At 65.6% G+C, this 19,006-nt stretch carries 15 protein-coding genes; 6 read left to right on the top strand and 9 right to left on the bottom strand.

Annotation, left to right across the window (positions count from 1 at the left end; genetic code table 11):
- The 7 genes from IQ35_RS19450 to IQ35_RS19420 form a co-directional block, all read right to left on the bottom strand.
- On the bottom strand, positions 1-222 hold a 222-nt coding region (locus IQ35_RS19450), incomplete at its 3' end, for a transposase (protein ID WP_199739980.1).
- Between the two features lie 395 nt (positions 223-617).
- On the bottom strand, positions 618-1,304 hold the full coding sequence (locus IQ35_RS19445) for a PIG-L deacetylase family protein (RefSeq protein WP_021246138.1): 687 nt from the start codon (positions 1,302-1,304) through the stop codon (positions 618-620).
- A 3-nt stretch (positions 1,305-1,307) separates the two neighbouring features.
- Positions 1,308-2,222 carry a formyltransferase family protein gene (locus IQ35_RS19440; protein WP_145075877.1) on the bottom strand — a complete coding sequence of 305 codons (915 nt, stop codon included), beginning with the start codon at positions 2,220-2,222 and terminating at the stop codon, positions 1,308-1,310.
- Positions 2,194-2,790 (bottom strand): sugar transferase, encoded by a 597-nt coding sequence (locus tag IQ35_RS19435; protein WP_145075884.1) that lies wholly within the window; start codon positions 2,788-2,790, stop codon positions 2,194-2,196. Before IQ35_RS19435 ends, IQ35_RS19440 begins: the two co-directional genes overlap by 29 nt.
- Complete coding sequence (locus IQ35_RS19430; RefSeq protein WP_021246135.1) at positions 2,790-3,965, bottom strand: glycosyltransferase family 4 protein; 1,176 nt, start codon at positions 3,963-3,965, stop codon at positions 2,790-2,792. Before IQ35_RS19430 ends, IQ35_RS19435 begins: the two co-directional genes overlap by 1 nt.
- On the bottom strand, positions 3,962-5,920 hold the full coding sequence (gene asnB / locus IQ35_RS19425) for an asparagine synthase (glutamine-hydrolyzing) (protein WP_145075874.1): 1,959 nt from the start codon (positions 5,918-5,920) through the stop codon (positions 3,962-3,964). The genes IQ35_RS19430 and asnB overlap by 4 nt, the downstream gene beginning before the upstream one ends.
- Positions 5,908-7,101, bottom strand: coding sequence for a glycosyltransferase (locus IQ35_RS19420; protein WP_145075871.1), 1,194 nt, complete (start codon positions 7,099-7,101; stop codon positions 5,908-5,910). The genes asnB and IQ35_RS19420 overlap by 13 nt, the downstream gene beginning before the upstream one ends.
- 497 nt (positions 7,102-7,598) lie before the next feature.
- Here IQ35_RS19420 and IQ35_RS19415 point away from each other — a divergent pair, with 497 nt between their 5' ends.
- Genes IQ35_RS19415 through IQ35_RS19390 form a run of 6 tightly spaced genes read left to right on the top strand, consistent with a single transcriptional unit; the run spans position 7,599 to position 15,420 of the window.
- A complete protein-coding gene (locus IQ35_RS19415; protein WP_021246131.1) occupies positions 7,599-9,623 on the top strand; it encodes a polysaccharide biosynthesis protein in 2,025 nt (674 codons plus the stop codon).
- Positions 9,620-10,864, top strand: coding sequence for a DegT/DnrJ/EryC1/StrS family aminotransferase (locus IQ35_RS19410; RefSeq protein WP_242003405.1), 1,245 nt, complete (start codon positions 9,620-9,622; stop codon positions 10,862-10,864). The genes IQ35_RS19415 and IQ35_RS19410 overlap by 4 nt, the downstream gene beginning before the upstream one ends.
- Complete coding sequence (locus IQ35_RS19405) at positions 10,861-12,222, top strand: O-antigen ligase family protein (RefSeq protein WP_145075865.1); 1,362 nt, start codon at positions 10,861-10,863, stop codon at positions 12,220-12,222. Before IQ35_RS19410 ends, IQ35_RS19405 begins: the two co-directional genes overlap by 4 nt.
- Positions 12,219-12,788 carry a polysaccharide biosynthesis/export family protein gene (locus tag IQ35_RS19400; RefSeq protein ID WP_021246128.1) on the top strand — a complete coding sequence of 190 codons (570 nt, stop codon included), beginning with the start codon at positions 12,219-12,221 and terminating at the stop codon, positions 12,786-12,788. The genes IQ35_RS19405 and IQ35_RS19400 overlap by 4 nt, the downstream gene beginning before the upstream one ends.
- A 3-nt stretch (positions 12,789-12,791) precedes the next feature.
- On the top strand, positions 12,792-14,057 hold the full coding sequence (locus IQ35_RS19395; RefSeq protein WP_021246127.1) for an outer membrane beta-barrel protein: 1,266 nt from the start codon (positions 12,792-12,794) through the stop codon (positions 14,055-14,057).
- Positions 14,058-14,064: 7 nt separating this feature from the next.
- Positions 14,065-15,420 carry a pectate lyase family protein gene (locus IQ35_RS19390; protein ID WP_021246126.1) on the top strand — a complete coding sequence of 452 codons (1,356 nt, stop codon included), beginning with the start codon at positions 14,065-14,067 and terminating at the stop codon, positions 15,418-15,420.
- A gap of 9 nt (positions 15,421-15,429) precedes the next feature.
- Here IQ35_RS19390 and IQ35_RS19385 read toward each other — a convergent pair whose 3' ends face one another.
- Positions 15,430-17,580 (bottom strand): acyltransferase family protein, encoded by a 2,151-nt coding sequence (locus IQ35_RS19385; protein WP_145075860.1) that lies wholly within the window; start codon positions 17,578-17,580, stop codon positions 15,430-15,432.
- Positions 17,577-18,761 (bottom strand): glycosyltransferase family 4 protein, encoded by a 1,185-nt coding sequence (locus IQ35_RS19380; RefSeq protein ID WP_021246124.1) that lies wholly within the window; start codon positions 18,759-18,761, stop codon positions 17,577-17,579. Before IQ35_RS19380 ends, IQ35_RS19385 begins: the two co-directional genes overlap by 4 nt.
- Positions 18,762-19,006 lie beyond the last annotated feature (245 nt).

Below are 19,006 nucleotides of genomic sequence, written 5' to 3'. Positions count from 1 at the left end.
CAGGCGATGGATCACCCGCGCTGGATCGCGCGGATCGGCAATACAAGCCGCCAGGCGCTGGCAAATCCCCATCGCGCGCTCGGCCTGTGCAAGCAGTAGAACACCGCCATCCGAGGTAAGCCGGCCACCGTCGAACGCAGCTGTGATTTTCTTGCGGCCGACTGCTGGGAATCCAAATGAGCTTGCGATATCATCGTTCATGGCGGGTGTGGCCCGTGGCATTTTCTGCCCTGCGGCAGGTTCGGCTTAGACACCCAGTTCCTAATTCAGATCAGAGGCTTACGCCACTCCCGCCAACCCTTCAGGACACTTTTGGTGAATAAGGCGGGTTAATATGTGATGGAGCCCTTCCCTAAGTATGCCGTTCTTGCTCAGAAGGACTACTTTTATCTCTTGAGGCATTTTAGCTCCCTTCGTCTGGACTTGGGTTTCACGGCCGCGTGGTGCGGTCCATGATCGGTGCGACCCAAATTCTTTTCGAGCAGGAGTATAGCTCTTTAGGACAGGCAATGTGCGCGCGGCGCAGGCATTTGGCTATAGCAAATAAGTGGTAGAGAAGGCGGATTCAGCAATCCTTTCGATTTTCCTCCCAATCGAGGTTAATTCGAAATCCATCGTCATTCGATCTGGCGAATCAACATGAAGGTTTCGGCTGCGGAACGATGAATAGTGGCGCCCCGGAAACAGGATAAAGCCCTGATGACTTCCGGCGATCGTTCGTCCGGCGCCTGTTTCACTTGCGACCGATAGCAGTTGAATGCCTGAACCTTGGCTTCCAGGGTATCGCTGATATCGACATAGACGTTGGGAATGAAGGCAGGCGTGATGCCGGGCGCATACCAGTTCGTTTCGGAGAGTGTTTCATAGCTGTAGATCCGCAGCGGCCCCTTTCCCCCCCTGGGGCGGGCCGCGACCATGGCCGACAGGAATGTGAGCTGATGATCCAGATGCACGTCGCCAATGAAGGGCACGAACAGCGTGTCGGGCGCGACGTTCGACACCAGCGCACCGATCGCGGCGTTCATGTCGGCATGGACCACGCGGTCCAGCTCGGCGGCGGGAAGGTCGATGAAGTGCGTCTGTGCGACTTGGAGCACGGCATGGGCTTCGCGCGCTTCGCTGCGCCCCGTCGCGGCTGCGTCGGGTCCGAACCGGTCGGCTCCGGCCTTGGTGACGATGGCGACATGCACTTGCGCGCCCGCTTGCGCCAGCCGCATCATCGTGCCGCCGCATCCCAATACTTCATCGTCCGGATGCGGCGCGATCACCAGCGCGGACGCGATACAGTCGAGCATCGAAGTCATGCCTCATCCTCCCAGGCGTGCGTGCAGTTTCGGCAGGACTCCCCCGCCCCCTTCCCATTCGGTGACTTCGAGCGCGGCGCCGTCGCCGCAGCAGACGGTGAAGCGCCCTTCGGAGCGGCCGATCACCTGTCCCGGCAGGGCGAGATGGCGGCCGCCTTCGGGAGATAGCCGGGCCTGCCACAGGACAAGATCGTCATCCGAAGCGGGACTGCGAGTGCGGGCGCCCGGATAAGGACGACCCACCGCGCGGACCAGCCGCTCCACGTCGTCCGCGCAGGCCGACCAGTCGATCCGGCCGCTTTCGATCGTCCGCGCCGCCGCCCAGGTGGCGAAGCGTTCGTCCTGCGGTTCGCGCCGCGGCGTTCCAGCGGCGAGCGCCCGCAAGGCGTCGGCCAGCATGAGGTCCAGCAATTCCATGTGACGGCGATAAAGCGAGCCGGCCGTTTCATCGGGCGCGACATGCAGGAAGCGCTGTTCCAATATCGGGCCGCTGTCCACCCCGGCGTCGATCCAGAACAGTGTCCCGCCGGTGATCGGCTCATCCTTCAGGATCGTCCAGGGTATCACCGCCCTGCCCCGCATCCGGGGAAGGGGGGCGGGATGATAGCCGACAAGCCCCTTCCCCGCCGCCGCCATGAAGGGTTCGCGGCAGATCTGCGACCAGCCGATGACGAAGACGGCGTCCGGGGCGGCATCCCGAATCGCTGCGCAGACGTCTGGCGCGTTTACGTTCCGCGCATGGAGCAGGCCCGCGCCGGCCGCCTGGGCGGCGGGGCGCAGGTCGACATAGTCGGAATGACGGTGCGCCAGCTCGACGGGCAGGGTGACGACTAGCGGAAGGGACCAGCCCGGCGCGCGCGCCACGGCTTCGATCGCGACCCGGCTGCTTTCAACGCTGCCGACGATGACCGCCCGCATGGGCTTTCTCCAGCAGGCCGGAATCGATCCTCTCGCCCCGGATCATCATCAACGGCGTCTGGACCATGATCCACAGGTCGAGAGCCACGCTCCACTCGCGGACATAATGCAGGTCCAGGGCCAGCTTTTCCTCGATGGCGAGCAGCGTATTGCCGCTGACCTGGGCAAGGCCGGTGATGCCCGGCCGCACCGACGAGCGCAGCAGGCCCGCCGTGCCGAGGGCCGCTATCGTGTCCGGAAGCAGCGGCCGCGGGCCCACCAGCGCCATGTCGCCGCGCAGGATGTTCCAAAGCTCAGGCAGTTCATCCAGACGCGAGCGGCGAAGGAGGCGCCCCATGGCGGGCGTGCGGGCATGGTCCGGCAGCGCCTGCCCGGACGCATCGCACGCGTCATGCATCGTCCGGAACTTGACCAGATCGAACGGCCGCCCGCCAAGGCCCGCGCGCGCCTGCCGGAACAGCACCGGCCGTCCCAAGAAGAGGAGGACGAGCAGGCCGATCAGCGCCATCGGCAGCGCCATCGCCGCAAGCGCGGCAAAGGCCAAGACACAGGTGACGCCCCGCCCCATCAACCCGCGCTCCACGACATGGCGGGGGACGGTTCCGTAACCTCCGACTCCCCGCCGCCGATGTCCATCACGCGCAGGAGTTGCCGGTTGACCTTGTCCACGTCGAAGCGCTCTTCCGCATAGGCGCGCGACCGTGCGCCCATGGCGGCGGCAAGGGCGGGATCGTCGAGGAAATGTTCCATCGCTTCGCACAGCGCATCGACGTCGCGGGGCGGCACGAGGAAGCCGTTGACCCCCGGCATGACCGGCTCCCGGCAACCCGGCAGATCCGTGGTGACGAGCGGGCGTCCGACCGACATCGCCTCCAGCAATGTGCGCGGCAGTCCCTCGCGATAATAAGATGGCAGGACGAACACCGTCGATCCGGTCAGCAGCGGCCTGACGTCGCGCGTTTCCGGCACATAATCGATGATCCCCTGCCGGACCCAGAGGTCCAGCTCCGCCTCCGGCAGGCCGGTCGGGTTGTCCCTGTCCAGACGGCCCAGAAGCTGGAACCGCGCCTGGGGATAGCGCGCCTTGAGGCGGCGCGCGGCCTCGGCATATTCGAACACGCCCTTGTCGCGCATCAGGCGCGAGATCATCAGGAAGACGGGCGGCCCTTTCGGCAAAGACGCATGAGCGAAATGGGCGAGATCCACGCCCGAACCAGGCACCTCCATGACCGGCGCGGACATGTCGACGATGCCCTGCGCGATGAGTTCGTCGCGATCGTCGCCGTTGAAGACGAATATGGCGCGCGCCCTGGCGACCGCCAGCCGGTAAAGCCGCGCGACGACGGCCCGCAACAGCCGCCGGTGGTCCGCTGCCGGGCTGAACACATAGCCAAGGCCGCTCATCAGCGCATAGAAACGGACGCCCCGGAACAGGCGCGCGGCGATGCCGCCATAGATGATCGGCTTTTGCGTATAGGCGAGCACGACGTCCGGCCGCTCGCGGGCGATCAGCCGCACATAACGCAGCAGCAGCAGCAGGTCGGCCAGCGGATTGCTGCCGGTGCGCGCCATGGCGATCCGGCGATAGCTCGCGCCCAGCGCGGCGAGTTGAGCTTCGACCGCCATATCGCTGTCCGGCGCGCAAGTGACGACCTGATGCCCTTCGCGCACCATCGCTTCGATCAGCCGGCCGCGAAAGTTGACCAGCGAAAAGGCGAAGCTGGACAGGACAAGGATCTTCATTCGACCAGACTCGCATCGCTGGAGGACAGCACGGATTGCCAGTGCCGAAGCCAGTTCTGGAACATCAGCAGCGTCCAGAGCTGGAACGACCAGTTCCGATGACCGGACAGATGTTCCGCCCACATCCGGCCGATCGGCTCGGGTTCCAGCAAGCCCTGCGACCGGATGAGATCGGCGTCCAGCAGTTCGTCCGCCCAGTTGCGGAGCGGCCCGCGCAGCCATTGTTCGATCGGAACGGAAAAGCCGCGCTTGGGCCGGTCGGCCAGCGCGGGGGGCAGGTGTCGCTTGAACAGCGCATGGAGCGGCCATTTGCCCTTCCCTTCCCGCAACAGCGCCGCCGTGGGAAGGCGCCAGGCCAGTTCGATCAACCTGTGGTCCAGCAGCGGCGCGCGCGCCTCCAGCCCCACCGCCATGGTGGCACGGTCGACCTTCACCAATATGTCGTCGGGGAGATAGCGGGCGCTGTCGATCAGCATCATCTGGCGCAGGGGATCGTCCAGCACGCCCGCGAGCGGCGTCTGCGGCTCCGTCCCGCCGATCACCAGCGCTTGCGGATCGGGATGGACGCTGGTGAGCCTGTTATAGAGCGCCTCCACATTCTCGCTGCGGAACAGCGCCGCCAGCTTGTGCAGGCGGTCGCCCGACATGTCGCCGCGCAGGGCGCTGCCCGCGCCGACCGGCACATAGCGGAAGATCCTGTCCCATGTGGCGGGCGACAGCGCATCGATGCCCCCGGCGATCGACCCGCGCAGCCAGGGCGGGAGAAAGGCGATCCCGCGCCCCAGCTTGCCCGCGATCCGATAGCGCCCATAGCCGCCGAAGCTTTCATCGCCCCCGTCGCCCGAAAGGCACACCGTCACCGTCTCCCGCGCGAAACGGGCAATGTGGAACATGGGAATGGCGGACGGGTCGGCAAAAGGCTCGTCGTAGATCCGCGGCAGGTCCGGCACGGTATCGAGAAATCCGGCCGCGCTCATGCGGACCATGTGGTGACGCGACCCGATCGCCTTCGCCACCTGTTCGGCATGGGCGGATTCGTCATATTCCGGTTCCTCGAAACCGATGGTGAAGGTGCTGATCGGCTCGCGCGATTCCTGCTGCATCAGCGCGCTGGTCAGCGACGAATCGATGCCGCCCGACAGAAAGGCGCCCACCGGAACGTCCGCGACCATCCGTTCCCGCACGGCCCGCCGCAGCACTTCCTCCACGCGCCCCAGCATGGCCTCATCATCGCCCACGACGGGATCGTCCTGACCGGCCAGGGCGGTTTGCGCGATCGACCAATAGGGCCGGGGCTGCGCCGCTCCCTCCGCCGTCACCAGCAGGTGTGCGCCCGCCGGCAGTTTCGAAATGCCGCGCAGGATGGATTGCGGCGCGGGGACATATTGGTGCCGCAGATAGGCGGTCAGGGCGGCGCGGTCGATCTCCATGCCGCCCCGGCAAGCGGCCATGATCGCCTTCAATTCGGACGCGAAGAGGAAATCTCCGCCATTCCAGCCATAATAAAGCGGCTTCTTGCCGATCCTGTCGCGAAACAGGTGAAGTTCGCGCCTGTTCCGGTCCCACAGGGCGAAGGCGAACATGCCCGCGCAGGCGCGCACCGCCGGGACGACGCCATATTGCTCTATCGCGGCCAACAGCACCTCGGTGTCGCTGCCGCCGTGGAAGCGGTGGCAACGCGCGATCAGATCTTCCCGCAACGCCCGGTAGTTGTATATTTCGCCGTTGAAGCTGATGACATAGCGCCCGCTGGACGAAACCATCGGCTGACGCCCTTCGGGCGAAAGGTCGAGGATGGACAGACGCCGATGCGCCAAGGCGATTCCCGCTTCCGCGTCGATCCATTCGCCCGCCATGTCCGGGCCGCGATGGCGCAGGCTCTCGTTCATCCGGCAGACCGTGGCGCGCAGTGCTGCGGACGGCCGGTCGGCGATCAGGCCGCTTATCCCGCACATCGCGGCATCCCCGCTTTGTCCGGCAGAGAGGGGGACCGGCGAAGGACGGTGTCGTAGAGTTCGGCATAGCGGGCCGCGACAGCGGGCAGGGAAAATTCCTTTATGACGCGCTGGCGTCCCAGTTCGCCTTTCCGGCGGCGGCCCTGCGTCCCTATGTCGCTCAGCAGGACGATGGCCTTTGCGATCGCGGCCGGATCGCCCGGCGGAACGCAATAGCCGCCCTCGCCGATGATCGACCGGCTGTCGCCGACATCGGTGGCGACACAGGGAACGCCGCACGCCATCGCTTCCCCCAATATGTTGGGGAAACTTTCCCCCCAGGCGGAGGAAAGCGCCACGATGTCGCAACCCGGCAGCCAGTCGGCCACATCCGAGCGATCGCCCAGAAGGCTGAGGCGGTTGCGGGGCAACCAGTAATCGCAGGTGCTTTGCAGGTCCGGGGGAAGCGCATCGGTCCCCGCGCCGGCGAGCAGCAGATGCACGTCATGCCCCATCCGCCGCGCGCGGCCCACGGCTTCGATCGCGGTGGCATGATCCTTCATCGGATGCCGCCGCGCGATCACGGCGACAAGGGTTGGACCGGGTTCGATGCCGAACCGTTCCCGCATCCTGAAGCGGCAGTTTCCCGCAGGCCCGTCGGGTTTGAAATATCGCGGATCGAAGCCGTTGGGGATGACGATCGCGCCCTCCGGCGCGTAGCCGTGGGCCACATGCTGCCGCACGGACGCAGCGGAGTTGTAGATCGTCGCCCTCGGCCGCCGGGAAAGCAGCGCACCGGCCCGGATAACGAGACGGCTGGTTCGCTTTTCAGCGCGGATATCGTGAAGCGAATGCCGGATGTTCCAGAGCATCGGCACATTTCCGCGCGCCACCCTTGCCGCCCAGGCGGCGGCGATGTTGCCATGATACATCCACCCCTGAATCAGATCGGGTTCATAGCGCCTGACGACATGCGTCAGCCGCGCCATCGCTTCGGGCAGGCGGCGGATGGTGTTCAGGCCCAGGGTTTCGACGGCGACGCCGCGCGCAGCCATTTCCTGCCCCACCCGCCCGAGCGGAAGAAGCGACAGGATGACCGGATCGGGATAGGCGGAATGCGCTCCATGCTGGCCGGCGAGCTTGGCCAGCATGGCTTCGGCGCCGCCATAGTTCAGGGCGGTTATGACATGCAGCACCCTCACGTATATTCCGCCGCGCCGCCGGCGACGCCATCAACGGGAGCCATCAGGACCATATATGCTCACTCCGGTCGGAGAGATCGCCTCAAAAGCGGGAAAGAGGCGCGTTCGTAAGTCAGTGGCCCCAGATTAGTCATTACGCGCCCCATTCGGAGTGACGAAAAGGGTTGATAGCCTTTGGGCGCAGAGGAAGGCATGGAAGGCATGCTCCATGCGCTTCGATCCCGATGGGACGGATGCTCATCCCGCGCCCCGATCCGGGCTGAAACGACTCGCGCGCGCCGTCTCGGCTTTCACCGAAGCAGCGTTCCGCCCGGTCGAGACAGGCTCCGGCGCGAAAGGATAGGAGGGACTGCCCCCTTCGAAGCGCCTGCGGTCTTAAGGGATAGTCTCCCACCGGCCAGCTTATCAAGACGTGCCGTCCAATGGCACGCTGCGCCGCGACAATGGACGCATGGCGCGAAGCATCCGCGCAGCCAGTCCGTTCAACAGGAGGCGACATGAGCTACGTTCATCGGTCCGCGGGCCGAATCCGGCCGCGTTATCTCGCTGCCATTCTCCTCGACGCCAGCGTCGCCGCATTGTCCCTCTTCCTGGCGCTGGAGCTTCGGCTTCAGGCCACCCCGTCGCAGGCGACCGTCTCCGCTGCCTCCGGCAGCGCCCTCTGCACAGCCGTCATCACAGTCCTGGTTTTCCAGGGGCTGGGCATTTACCGCCATGCGTGGCGCTATATATCGGTGAAGGAGCTGCTGTTCCTGGCGCAGGCCACGACCCTTACGGTCGTGCTGTCGACCGGGGCGACATGGATGTTCTTTTCCGATCCGCCCTGGCTGCCCCGGTCTGTACCCATCATCCAGTGGTTCGTCCTGCTGGTGATGCTGGGCAGCCTGCGCGTGGTGCGGCGGGTCATGCGCGAATTGCTGCGTCCCGCCCAGGTATCGGGCGCGCATTCGTTGCAGAAGCCGTCGGAGCGCAATGGGGAGCGCGAGGACGTGCTGCTGCTGGGCGACCCGGATTGGGCCGAATCCATCCTGCGGACCTTGCAAGGCCCGCGCAACCGTCAGGTCCGCGCCGCCGGCATCCTTACGCATGACGACGATGGCGAGCGCAACCTCAGCATCCGCGGCGTCCCCATATTGGGCACAATGGACGAGCTGGAAAATATCGTCGGCGAACTGGCGCGCGGCAGGCATCGGCCCAGCTACATCATCGTCAACCAGCATGACGCCTGCCTGACGGGACCCCGCATGGCCAAGCTCGCCACCAGGGCGGCGCAGCTTGGCCTGGAGGTTGCGCGGGCGCAGGAGCCGGGCCGCCTCCAGCGGTCGGGAGACGGCAATCTGGACCTGCGTTTCGTCAATCTGACCGATCTGCTCGGCCGGCCCGAACTGCGGCTGGACGGAACCGTGGTCCGCAACGCCATCAAGGGACGGCGCATCCTGGTCACCGGCGCGGGCGGCACCATCGGCAGCGAACTCGTCCGGCAGATCGCCTCCTTCGAAGCGGCCGAAATCCTGCTGCTCGATCATGGCGAATATAATCTCTACGCCATAGACATGGAACTGCGCGAGCGGTTTCCCGACGTCAAGGGCACGCCGCTGCTCTGCTCCGTCCGCCAGCGTGACTCGCTCGTCAAGCTGTTCGTCCAGCACCGGCCGGACCTGGTTTTCCACGCCGCCGCGCTCAAGCATGTGCCGCTTGTGGAAAGCAACCTGTCGGCGGGCGTGCTCACCAACGTCATCGGCACGCGCAACGTGGCCGACGCCGTGCTGGCCAGCGGCGCGAAGGCGATGATCCAGGTATCCACCGACAAGGCGGTCAATCCGGTCGGCATGATGGGCGCGACCAAACGGCTGGGCGAACTTTATTGTCAGGCGCTGGACCTTGCCGCGCCATGCGATTCGGGGACATGCCGTTTCCTGACCGTCCGCTTCGGCAATGTGCTGGGGTCCAGCGGATCGCTGATCCCCCTGTTCTTGCGGCAGCTCAGCCGCCGCGGGCCGCTGACCGTCACCCATCCTGATATCGAACGCTATTTCATGACGGTGCATGAGGCGGTGCAGCTGATCCTCCACAGCACGGCGGCCACGCTGCGCGGCGGAATCAGCCGGGGGCGGGTCTTCGTGCTCGACATGGGCGATCCCATCAAGATCGTCGACATCGCCCGCCGCATGATCCGCGCCGCGGGCCTCGTACCCGACATCGACGTGAAGATCGACTTCGTCGGCCTTCGTCCAGGCGAAAAGCTGTTTGAGGAACTGTTCGACGAAAGCGAGGAACGGCTGCCGTCGACCCTACCTGGCATATTCGAGGCGGAGCCGGTTTCCATCCCGCTGCCCGAATTGCAGGCCGTCTTCCAGCGGCTGGAAAAGCTGGCGCATCAGGGCGACGCCGAATCGATCCGGCTCATCATGCACAGCGTCATCCATATGTATGGCGACGATGCCGAACCCGCGCGTGCGCCGATCAATAACGCCGCGCCGGTCGCCGCCGGATCGGCCGGCCTGCGGGCGGCGCGGCTGTGACCGGCTCCGCGACGCAGGTGGCGCCTTTGGCCCGGCGGATCGCCATGCCGCCCGACGACGACGAGCCGATACGGTCGCGCTGGCCGTTCCATGGAGAAGATGAAATCGCCGCGGTCGCGGAGATATTGCGATCCGGGCGGGTGAATGCGCTGGTGCATGGCGATCACCGGCAACGCTTCGAACAGCGCTTCGCCGATTACGTCGGGGCGCCTCATGCCATGGCGGTGGCGAACGGCACGCTTGCGCTCGAACTCGCCTTTCGGGCGCTGGGGATAGGGACCGGCGATGAAGTGATCGTCAGCCCGCGCAGCTATTTCGCTTCCGCCAGCGCCATCGTCGCCGTCGGCGCGAAGCCGGTGTTCGCGGATATCGATCCGATCAGCCAGAATATCGACCCGGACAGCATCGCGGACAGGGTGACGTCCCGGACCCGCGCCATACTGTGCGTCCATCTGGCCGGATGGCCGTGCGACATGGGACCCGTCCAGGCGTTATGCAATCGCCATGGGCTGAAACTGATCGAGGATTGCGCGCAGGCGCTGGGTGCGGCCTGGCATGGCCGGATGGCGGGTTCCTTCGGCGACGCCGCCGCCTTTTCCTTCTGCACCGACAAGATCATGTCCACCGGCGGCGAAGGGGGGATGCTGGTCCTGCGCGACCCGGCGGTCTGGGAACGCGCCTGGTCCTACAAGGATCACGGCAAGAGCCGCGCCGCGCTGGCGGCGGCGGCGGCAACGGCGGACGGCTGCTTCCGGTGGCTGCACGAGGGCTTCGGCAGCAATTACCGCCTCACCGAAATGCAGGCCGCGATCGGCGCGATACAGCTTGCGAAGCTGCCCGGGTGGCTGGCGGCCCGGCAAGGCAACGCCGCCATTCTCGACGAAGCGCTGGGCGACATCCCCGCGCTGCGGCTCGCCCGCCCGCCCGCACACATCCGCCACGCCTATTACAAATATTATTGCTTCCTGCGGCCCGATCCGTCCGACAACGGCGCGGCGCGCGATGCGTTCGTCCGCGATCTTCAGAAAAGGGGCGTGCCGTGCGGCACCGGCTCCTGTCCCGAAATTTATCGGGAACGGGCCTTTGCGGATAGCGACTCGCGTCCTGTCCGGCCGCTGCCGATGGCGCGGCTGGTCGGGAACAGCAGCATCATGCTGCCGGTCGACCCGTCGCTGAACGCGGCGGACATGCGGCGGATCGCGGACCGGATCAGATCATGCGCGATGCGCCGCGAGGGATGAGGCCGCCCCTGACCGGCGACCGCCCGCGCGAAGCCTTTCCCGAAGGGTTCGCGCCGCCGGACGCGGACGGGGGCATCCGTGACATGGGCAAGACCATGGTGACGCCCCTGCTGACGATCGCCGTGCTCTTCTCCTGCTTTCACCTGTGGCGCATAGGCAATGTGAACCTGACGCTCAGCGACGCGCTCTTCATGGGCGTGGTCCTGATCGAGCTGGGGCTGGGGCGGCTCAACGGAACGCCGTTCGGGACACTGACGCCGATCTGGCTGGGTAGCCTGGTGCTGATGCTGACCGGCCTGTTCATCGGCAGCTATGTCAACGGCGACCTTCTGCGCTGGATCATCGTCGCCGGGCAATATCTGTTCAGCTACATGCTGCTGCCCATGGTGCTGATCCGCGATATCGGCACGATACGCAGGCTGATCGTCACGCTCATCATCGGTATAGTGGCGATGGAAAGCATGGGCGTGCTGGTCTACTACACGATGGACGGGTTCACGCAGGCCAACGCCATATTCGGCCCGGATTTCATCACCGGCGGCAGGCGGCTGGGCGCGATGGTGGGGGACGCGAACTGGAACTCCGCCGTCATCGCCATGACCCTGCCCTTCGTGGTCTATGCGGGCAACCGGCGGCTGATCCCCGCCGCGGCGGCTCTGGCGGCTGCGACGATGCTGATGTGGGCGCTGATGCTCGCGGCGTCCTTCACCGGCTTTTGCGCCGCCCTGCTGGCCATGGGCATGATGGTCTTCGTCGGTCGCCTGCGCCCTTCGCCCCGGATACTGATCCTGGCGGGCCTATTGGCGGCGGGGCTTTATGCGTCGGGATACCAGATGCCCGAGATATTCGCGAAGCGCGTCGCGCCCGCCTTCCAGAACGGCGACCTGGAAGAGGCCGGCACCTATGACGACCGCGCCGAACTGATCGCCGAAGCGTGGGGCAATGCCGAAAATACCGTGATCATCGGCATGGGCGTGGACAAATTCCGCGAATTCAGCCCGTCGGGACAGCCCGTCCACAACATGTATATGCTCGAACTGGCCGAAGGCGGCGTCATGGCGCTGGCGGGATGGCTGGGCGTGGTCATCACCCTGACCCTGATCCCGCTGACCCGGCTGCGATCCCACCGGCTCGAAGCGTCGCTGGCGCTGGCGGTGATCGTTGTGTTCCAGGTGTTCACCATGGCGAGCCCGCATATGTATGCCCGGCTGTGGATGGTGCCGGTGCTGCTGTCGCTGGGCGTCGTCCTGAAAACGGACGCCTCCTCCTTTTGGGCAGGCCGTTCCCCCCGAAGCGTAATCCCTTCGCGCGCCACATGGAATAAAATCCATCGCACCCAAGTTGCGCGGAGGCGATGATGACAAAAGACAAGCGGCATCACTGGCTGGGGCTTTTCGCCTGCATGGCGATGGCAGCCTGTTCCCCCACTTCGGGCCTGACGGACCTGCCGCCCGCCCCGTCGAGCGAATATGCGCTGGGCGCGGGCGACGAATTGCGGATCAGCGTCTATGGGCTGGACGGGCTGGCGAACAATTATGTGATTACCGATGCGGGCGTGGTCTCCCTTCCCTTCATCGGCGACGTCGCAGCCAGCAACAAGACCGCCGACCAGATCAAGCAATCCATCGCCCAGGCGCTGGTCGCAAAGCAGATCGTGAACAACCCGATCGTCAATGTTCAGGTCAACCAATACCGCCCCTTCTTCATCATCGGGGAGGTCAAGAAGCCGGGCGAATATCCGTTCCGGCCGGGAACGTCCGTGCTGACGGCGATCGCCATGGCGGGCGGCTACACCTTCCGGGCCAATACGTCCAAATTCTCCATAACCCGGCGCAACGGCAACGGAAACATCACCGCCGCCGCCACGGAAAAGGCGTATGTACAGCCCGGCGATACGATCCGGGTCTATGAAAGCTGGTTCTAGACCGTGCGCCGGCCGACACAGTCGCCCCGAGGGGGATCGCATGTCCTGCTTTGCGGCATCGCCCTGTGGGGGTCGGTGCTGGCTCAAACCGCCCGCGCGCAGACGATCGAGGAGGACAGGCGGCAGAATCAGTCCGTGCTCGATCTGGAACGGCCGGGCTATGAGCCGCGCACGCTGAAGCTGGGCGACGTCATGCTTTTGCCCGAACTGGACGTCGGCGCGACCTACAACAGCAACATCTATGCCGCGCATGTGGACCGGCGGGACGATATCGTCACCAGCATCCAGCCGCGCGTGAGCATCCGGAAGGACGAAGGCCGGTTCCAATGGCTGGGCGAGCTGTCCGGCGACATCCGCCGCTACGCTTCGAACAGCCGCGAGAACAGCGAAAGCTATGGCGCCGCCGGGACGTTCAAGGCGCTGCTCAGCCAGGAGCTGACGATCAGCGGGACGGCGGGCTACCAACGGGCCGTCGAGAACCGGGCGGACCCCGAAGTGCGGCAGAATCCCACGCTGGGTCCGCCGCTGTTCGACATGTTGACGGGAAAACTCGAAATGAAGCTCACGGGCAGCAGGATCGGCTTTTCGCTCAAGGGCGAAGCGGAAAAATATGATTTCGTCTCGCGCATCAACGACGACCGCGCCTTCACCAGTTACCGGGGCACGGCAAGGCTGTCCTATCGGCTGTCGCCCATGCTGGATGGATATGCGCAGGTCTATGTCAACCAGCGCGATTTTCGCCTGCGGGCGCCGACAACGGGCGCGAGCCGCGACGGCCGCACGATCGGCGGCCTTATCGGCGTGCAGGTCAATCCGGGCGGAAAGCTGCGCGGCGAGATCGGGGCGGGCGTGTTCCGCTACAAACCGGAATCCTCGCTGTTCCGCAGCTTTTCCGGCTTCGCACTGGAAGGCGCGCTGATCTATTCGCTCCGGCCGCGCACCGCCCTGATCCTCGACGTCTTCAGCGGCGACGTCGCCACGGTGCGCAACGGCGCGAGCGGACGCATCGACCGCAGCGCGCGCCTGACGGTGCAGCAGGAAATCCGCCACAACCTGATCGCCAGCGCGGCCCTTCGCTACCGCCAGACCCGCTATCGCGGAATCGACAGCAGGCTGAACACGTTCAGCGGCGATCTGGACGTGGAATATCTTCTCAACCGCCATCTCGCGCTGGCCCTGACAGGGCAATATTCCAAGCGGACGGGCGGAAGCGCCCCGGACCGATTCGACCGGACCCGCATCGGCGTTGCCCTGCGGATGCGGTATTGAAAGGGCGATGATGGGTAAAGCCGTGCTGCTGACGCTGATCGCCGCAAGCGCGCTTCCCGTGGCGGCGCTTCTGTCGACCAGCGGCGTCGACCGCACCGACGATGCGCGCGGAGCGCCCGGCGGGCCCGAGGCGTTTCCGGGCGCGGAAGGCTATGGCGCGCTGTCGGCCGGCGGGCGCGGCGGCAAGATCATCGCCGTCACCACATTGGCGGACGGTGGCCCCGGATCGCTCCGGGAATGCATCGACCATCAAGGCCCGCGCGTCTGCATATTCCGCGTGGCGGGCGTCATCCGCTTCACGCAGCGGCCGCCGATCATCACGCATCCCTTCATCACCATCGCGGGCCAGACCGCGCCTGGCGGCGGCATCACGCTGGCGCATGGCGGCGGCCCATGGGGCGTCACGCCGCTGCTCATCAAGAACACGCATGACGTGGTGATTCGGGACATAAGGGTCAGGCCGGACCTGCGCGGCGACGTACGCGGCGGGAACGACGCCATCACCTTCGAGAACAGCCGCAACGTCATCATCGATCATGTGAGCGGCAGCTGGGCGCTGGACGAGAATATCAACGGCCAGGGCGACAATGACAATGTGACGATAAGCTGGTCGATCTTCGCGGAAGGGATACCCAAGCACGACAAATGCGCGCTACTGGGCAGCGACCCGACCAAGCCGCAGCGCATGAGCTTCATCTACAACGCCTGCGCCCATAATGGCGACCGCAACCCGGACATGAACTTCACGCCCGAATCCTGCATCGATATCGTCAACAACATCTTCTATGACGCCGGTTCTCAGTTCGCCGAACTGTGGGAAAGCTATGGCGGCACATGGGCGAATGTCGTGGGCAACGTCTTCCGCGCGGGGCCGAGCACGTCGCCGCAGGCCATCGGCATAGACCGTCAGCAGATCGGCAGCCGCGGCGCGGGACGCCTGTTCCTGAAGGACAATCTGTTCGAAGGGACGTTCACGCAACTGGCGCCGTCCCTCTCCGATATCACCGTTGACAGCCCGGTCTGCCCGCTCTCGATCAGGCCGATAACGCCGCAGGCCGCCTATGACGCCGTCCTGCGGCAGGCGGGCGCCTTTCCCCGCGATGAAGTCGATCGGCGCGTCGTCGCGGACATACGCAACCGCACCGGCCATATCCGCAAGCAGCCGGGGACCATCCCGCCGATCGCCCCCGCCCAGGCGGAGCCGGACGGCGACGGCGATGGAATGCCCGATGCGTGGGAACGCGCCCACGGCACCCGGCCTGATGTCAGCGATCCCTGGCAGGACGCGGACGGCGACGGCATCGCCAACCTCGACGAATATCTGGACGACGCCCATCGCCGGTTGGTTGCGGCGTCCGATTGAATCTTCTCTTCAGCGTCCGCCCCAGCGCGCCGCTATCGTCCGGTAGATTTCCTCGACCACGCCCGCCGCGCCCTGCCGCGTCAGGTGATTGTCGTCCCGATAGAAGATCGCGCCGCCGTCATGGCTGAGGCAGCGCTCGCCCCGGCACAGGGCCTGTTCGGGATAGACGCGCGCCAGATCGGGGTCTTCGCCCAGGGAATCGAGCAGGGCATAGGTCCGGCGGCTGCGATCATGGAACAGCGGAAGAGGAACGGATGCCTGCATCGGCAACTGCCACGCGCCGGGCGGCTGAGTGCGGGCGATTTCCAGCAGCTTGCGGGGGATGTTCCAGCCCATCTCCGGCACGGGATAGACCAGAACGACCTTCACGCCGTTGTCGATCAGCCGGCGAACCATGGCCGTCAGCGCCGCCTGCACGGCGGCATCGCCGACCGCTTTGTCATAGGGACCGGCGGCTCTGGAGATATGGGGCGGCTCGCCCGGTTCGACGCCGCCGCCGCCATTGTCGAACCGGCTTCTTTCCACCACTACGGGAAGGCGCATCATCAGCACGGCAATCGCGCGGGGCTGGGCGATCAGATAGCGCATCCTGGCGGCATTATAGCTGTCGGGACAGCCGGGTTGCATGGCGTCGACGCGGACGAGGCCGGGCAGCATCAGGCATCCGCCCCGGTTGAGTAGGGTGAGGCTGGCGAGATCCGCCGCGCCGGGCAATCGGTCGATCAGCGCGTTGCTGAGCGTGCGGGCATGGGAATCGCCCGCGATTATGAGATCATAGCCGTCGGGATTGACGCCCCGGAACCGACATGGTCCCTTCTCCACGACATAGTTGAGGCATCCCTTCCCGTTTTGGAAAATGGCGGCTTCCTCAATCCGTTCCGCCTTCGCTATGGCGTCGAGCGGCGGAGGGAAGCGTCCTGGCACGCCGTTGGCCGCGAAAAAGGCCGTTCCGGCGCCGCCAAGCAGGGCGGCTCCGCCCAGGGCGATCGACCAGATGGTCCGGCTGGACATCCGCCGCCGATTGCGCGTCGGCCGCTCGACCCACAGGAACGTGCCGATCGCCAACAGGACCGAAAGCGCGATCCAGCTCATCTTGACGGTCAGCGTCGGCGCATCGACGCGCATGAGGCGGCCGAAGGCGAACACCGGCTGATGCCACAGATACAACGAATAAGATATGAGGCCGACCGCCGCCATCGGCCGGGACGAAAGCCATCGGCCAACGGCATCGCCGCGTCCCGAATAGCGGATAAGAAGCACGGTTCCCAGCACCGGAACGGCCGTCGCAAAGCCGGGATGATGCCAACGAACCCCCATGAAGGGAACGGAACACAGGATCGCGCCCAGACCCAGGAACGGCATGAAGGAAAAAGTCTGCGCTGGTGGACCTTTACGCGTGCGTTCGCCGAGCGCGAGCAAGGCCCCCGCGCCCAGTTCCCACATGCGCGAGGGCAGGAGGAAGAAGGATGCGTCCGGCGACCGCGCGGTCATGAATTCCGCCAGCAGGAGCGATGCGACGCAGAGGCCGCAAAGCAGATGGGGCATCCATCGCGGGGCGTAGCGGTGCATCGCCAGCAGCAACGCGGGGAATAACAGATAGAACTGCTCCTCCAGCCCGAGGCTCCATGTATGGATCAGCGGATTGGTGAGGTTGTCGCTCGCGTCATAGCTGACCTCATGCCAGAACAGGATATTGGACGCGGACAGGACCGCGCTCGTCAGCGCCGCGCCGTAATTCTTCATGGCCTCGGGCAGCATGAACGCCCATGCGGCGGGCACCGTGATCAGCAGCACGGCATAAAGAGCAGGCAATATCCGGCGCGCGCGGCGTTCGTAGAAACGCAGCAGGCTGAACCGTCCCTCGCCCATCTCGCGCAGCAGGATCGAACCGATCAGATAGCCGCTGATGACGAGGAAGATGTCGACCCCGATGAAGCCGCCGGCGAAGGGATCGATACCGCCGATCCGGAACTGCGCGTGGTAGAGCAGGACGAGCACGACCGCGACCGCGCGCAGCCCGTCGATCTCCGGACGGTAATGCCCCTCGATCGCCCCGGCCGCGCCCGCCTTCCCGGCGGAGGATGACGAAATGCGTTCCCCGCCGTCAAGGCGCGGCAGCAATCCTTCGCGGGGGACGGCCGACACATCCTTGACGCTCATCGCGCGACGGCCCTTGCGGCAGGCGGCTCATGAAAACGGGCGGAACCTGCCAGCCCCTCCATCATCGCTTCCCATTGCCGGGCGACCACGTCCAGTCTGAACCGGCGCGCGGATATGGCGGCGTTTTCCCCAAGCGCGCGGCGCGTGGCGGCATCCTTCATCAGGTGATCGAGCGCTCTTGTCAGCGCGACGACATTGCCGTTGGCGACGAGCAGGCCGTCATGACCGTTCTGGATCATCTCGCGCGGCCCATAGGGACAGTCGAAGGCAAGGACCGGCAAGCCGCCCGCCATGGCCTCCCCCAGTACATTGGGAAAACCTTCATAGCGGGACGACAGCACGAAGGCGGATGCGCCCTCCGCCCATCCGCCCTGGATCGTGCTGACGCCGCGCAGATGGATGCGACCGGCCATGCCGAGCGTCCGCGCTCTTTCCTCCAGCGCTTCGCGTTCCGCGCCCTCCCCCCAGATGTCGAGCGACCAGCGGGGATTGTCCGGCGCCACCCTGGCGAAGGCGTCGATCAGCAGGTCGAACCCCTTCTGCGCCGTCAGGCGGCCGACCGCCACGCATTGCAGCGGTCCTTCGGCGCCATAGGAGGCCGGACGCCCGGGCGGCATTTCGATGGGATTGGGGATGACGCGCGTCCGGCTGCGGGCCGATGGCGGGACATGGTCGGCGACGCGCTTCGTCTGGACGACGATGGCGTCGGCGCGACGGATCAGGACTTTGAGCAGCAGGGTCCAGATCGGATGCGCCTGCTGCCGGGCCGGGTTGTTCCGCTCGCTCACCACGATCTTCAGCCGCGTGCCGATGGCCGCCGCCAGGGTCAGGATATTGATCTTGGTGAGGAAGCTCAGAACCACATCGGGCTGTTCCCGCAGCAGCAGCCCGCGCAGCCGGATGATGCGGCGCAGCAGGGCCGCAAAGCGCATCAGGCCGCCTTGCTCCGCCGCTCCATCGCCCAGCCGCAGAAGCCGGACGCGGGAATCGAGCGGGTGGTAGATTCTGTCGCGCGCGCAATCGAATGTGCAGATCGCGACGTCCCATCCCGCCTCCGCCCATCGGGTCGCCAGCAGACTGATGACGCGTTCCGCCCCGCCCGGTCCCAGCGCTTCGACGACAAAGCAGACCCGGCGGGGGCAAGCGGGCGGACGCCCCGGACGATCGGCAGATCCATGCATAAGGCGATGCTACATCGCCGGCCCGGCCCATGCCGCCGGTTCTTTAAGTCTGATACTTTAGCCCGCCTTATTCACCAAAAGTGTCCTGAAGGGTTGGCGGGAGTGGCGTAAGCCTCTGATCTGAATTAGGAACTGGGTGTCTAAGCCGAACCTGCCGCAGGGCAGAAAATGCCACGGGCCACACCCGCCATGAACGATGATATCGCAAGCTCATTTGGATTCCCAGCAGTCGGCCGCAAGAAAAT

This window comes from Sphingobium wenxiniae (genome assembly GCF_007830065.1).
GTDB lineage: Bacteria > Pseudomonadota > Alphaproteobacteria > Sphingomonadales > Sphingomonadaceae > Sphingobium > Sphingobium wenxiniae.
Note: the sequence above shows the minus strand (reverse complement) of the source record. Positions and strands in the feature narration are given on the sequence as shown.

What these genes read in the sequence shown, in the direction of transcription:
- IQ35_RS19440 (WP_145075877.1), bottom strand. Translation starts at nt 2,222, where the DNA reads ATGCGGGCGGTCATCGTCGGCAGCGTTGAAAGCAGCCGGGTCGCGATC.
- IQ35_RS19385 (WP_145075860.1), bottom strand. Translation starts at nt 17,580, where the DNA reads ATGAGCGTCAAGGATGTGTCGGCCGTCCCCCGCGAAGGATTGCTGCCG.
- IQ35_RS19400 (WP_021246128.1), top strand. Translation starts at nt 12,219, where the DNA reads ATGATGACAAAAGACAAGCGGCATCACTGGCTGGGGCTTTTCGCCTGC.
- IQ35_RS19430 (WP_021246135.1), bottom strand. Translation starts at nt 3,965, where the DNA reads ATGAAGATCCTTGTCCTGTCCAGCTTCGCCTTTTCGCTGGTCAACTTT.
- IQ35_RS19435 (WP_145075884.1), bottom strand. Translation starts at nt 2,790, where the DNA reads ATGGGGCGGGGCGTCACCTGTGTCTTGGCCTTTGCCGCGCTTGCGGCG.
- IQ35_RS19445 (WP_021246138.1), bottom strand. Translation starts at nt 1,304, where the DNA reads ATGACTTCGATGCTCGACTGTATCGCGTCCGCGCTGGTGATCGCGCCG.
- IQ35_RS19415 (WP_021246131.1), top strand. Translation starts at nt 7,599, where the DNA reads ATGAGCTACGTTCATCGGTCCGCGGGCCGAATCCGGCCGCGTTATCTC.
- IQ35_RS19380 (WP_021246124.1), bottom strand. Translation starts at nt 18,761, where the DNA reads ATGCATGGATCTGCCGATCGTCCGGGGCGTCCGCCCGCTTGCCCCCGC.
- IQ35_RS19405 (WP_145075865.1), top strand. Translation starts at nt 10,861, where the DNA reads ATGAGGCCGCCCCTGACCGGCGACCGCCCGCGCGAAGCCTTTCCCGAA.
- IQ35_RS19390 (WP_021246126.1), top strand. Translation starts at nt 14,065, where the DNA reads ATGATGGGTAAAGCCGTGCTGCTGACGCTGATCGCCGCAAGCGCGCTT.
- asnB (WP_145075874.1), bottom strand. Translation starts at nt 5,920, where the DNA reads ATGTGCGGGATAAGCGGCCTGATCGCCGACCGGCCGTCCGCAGCACTG.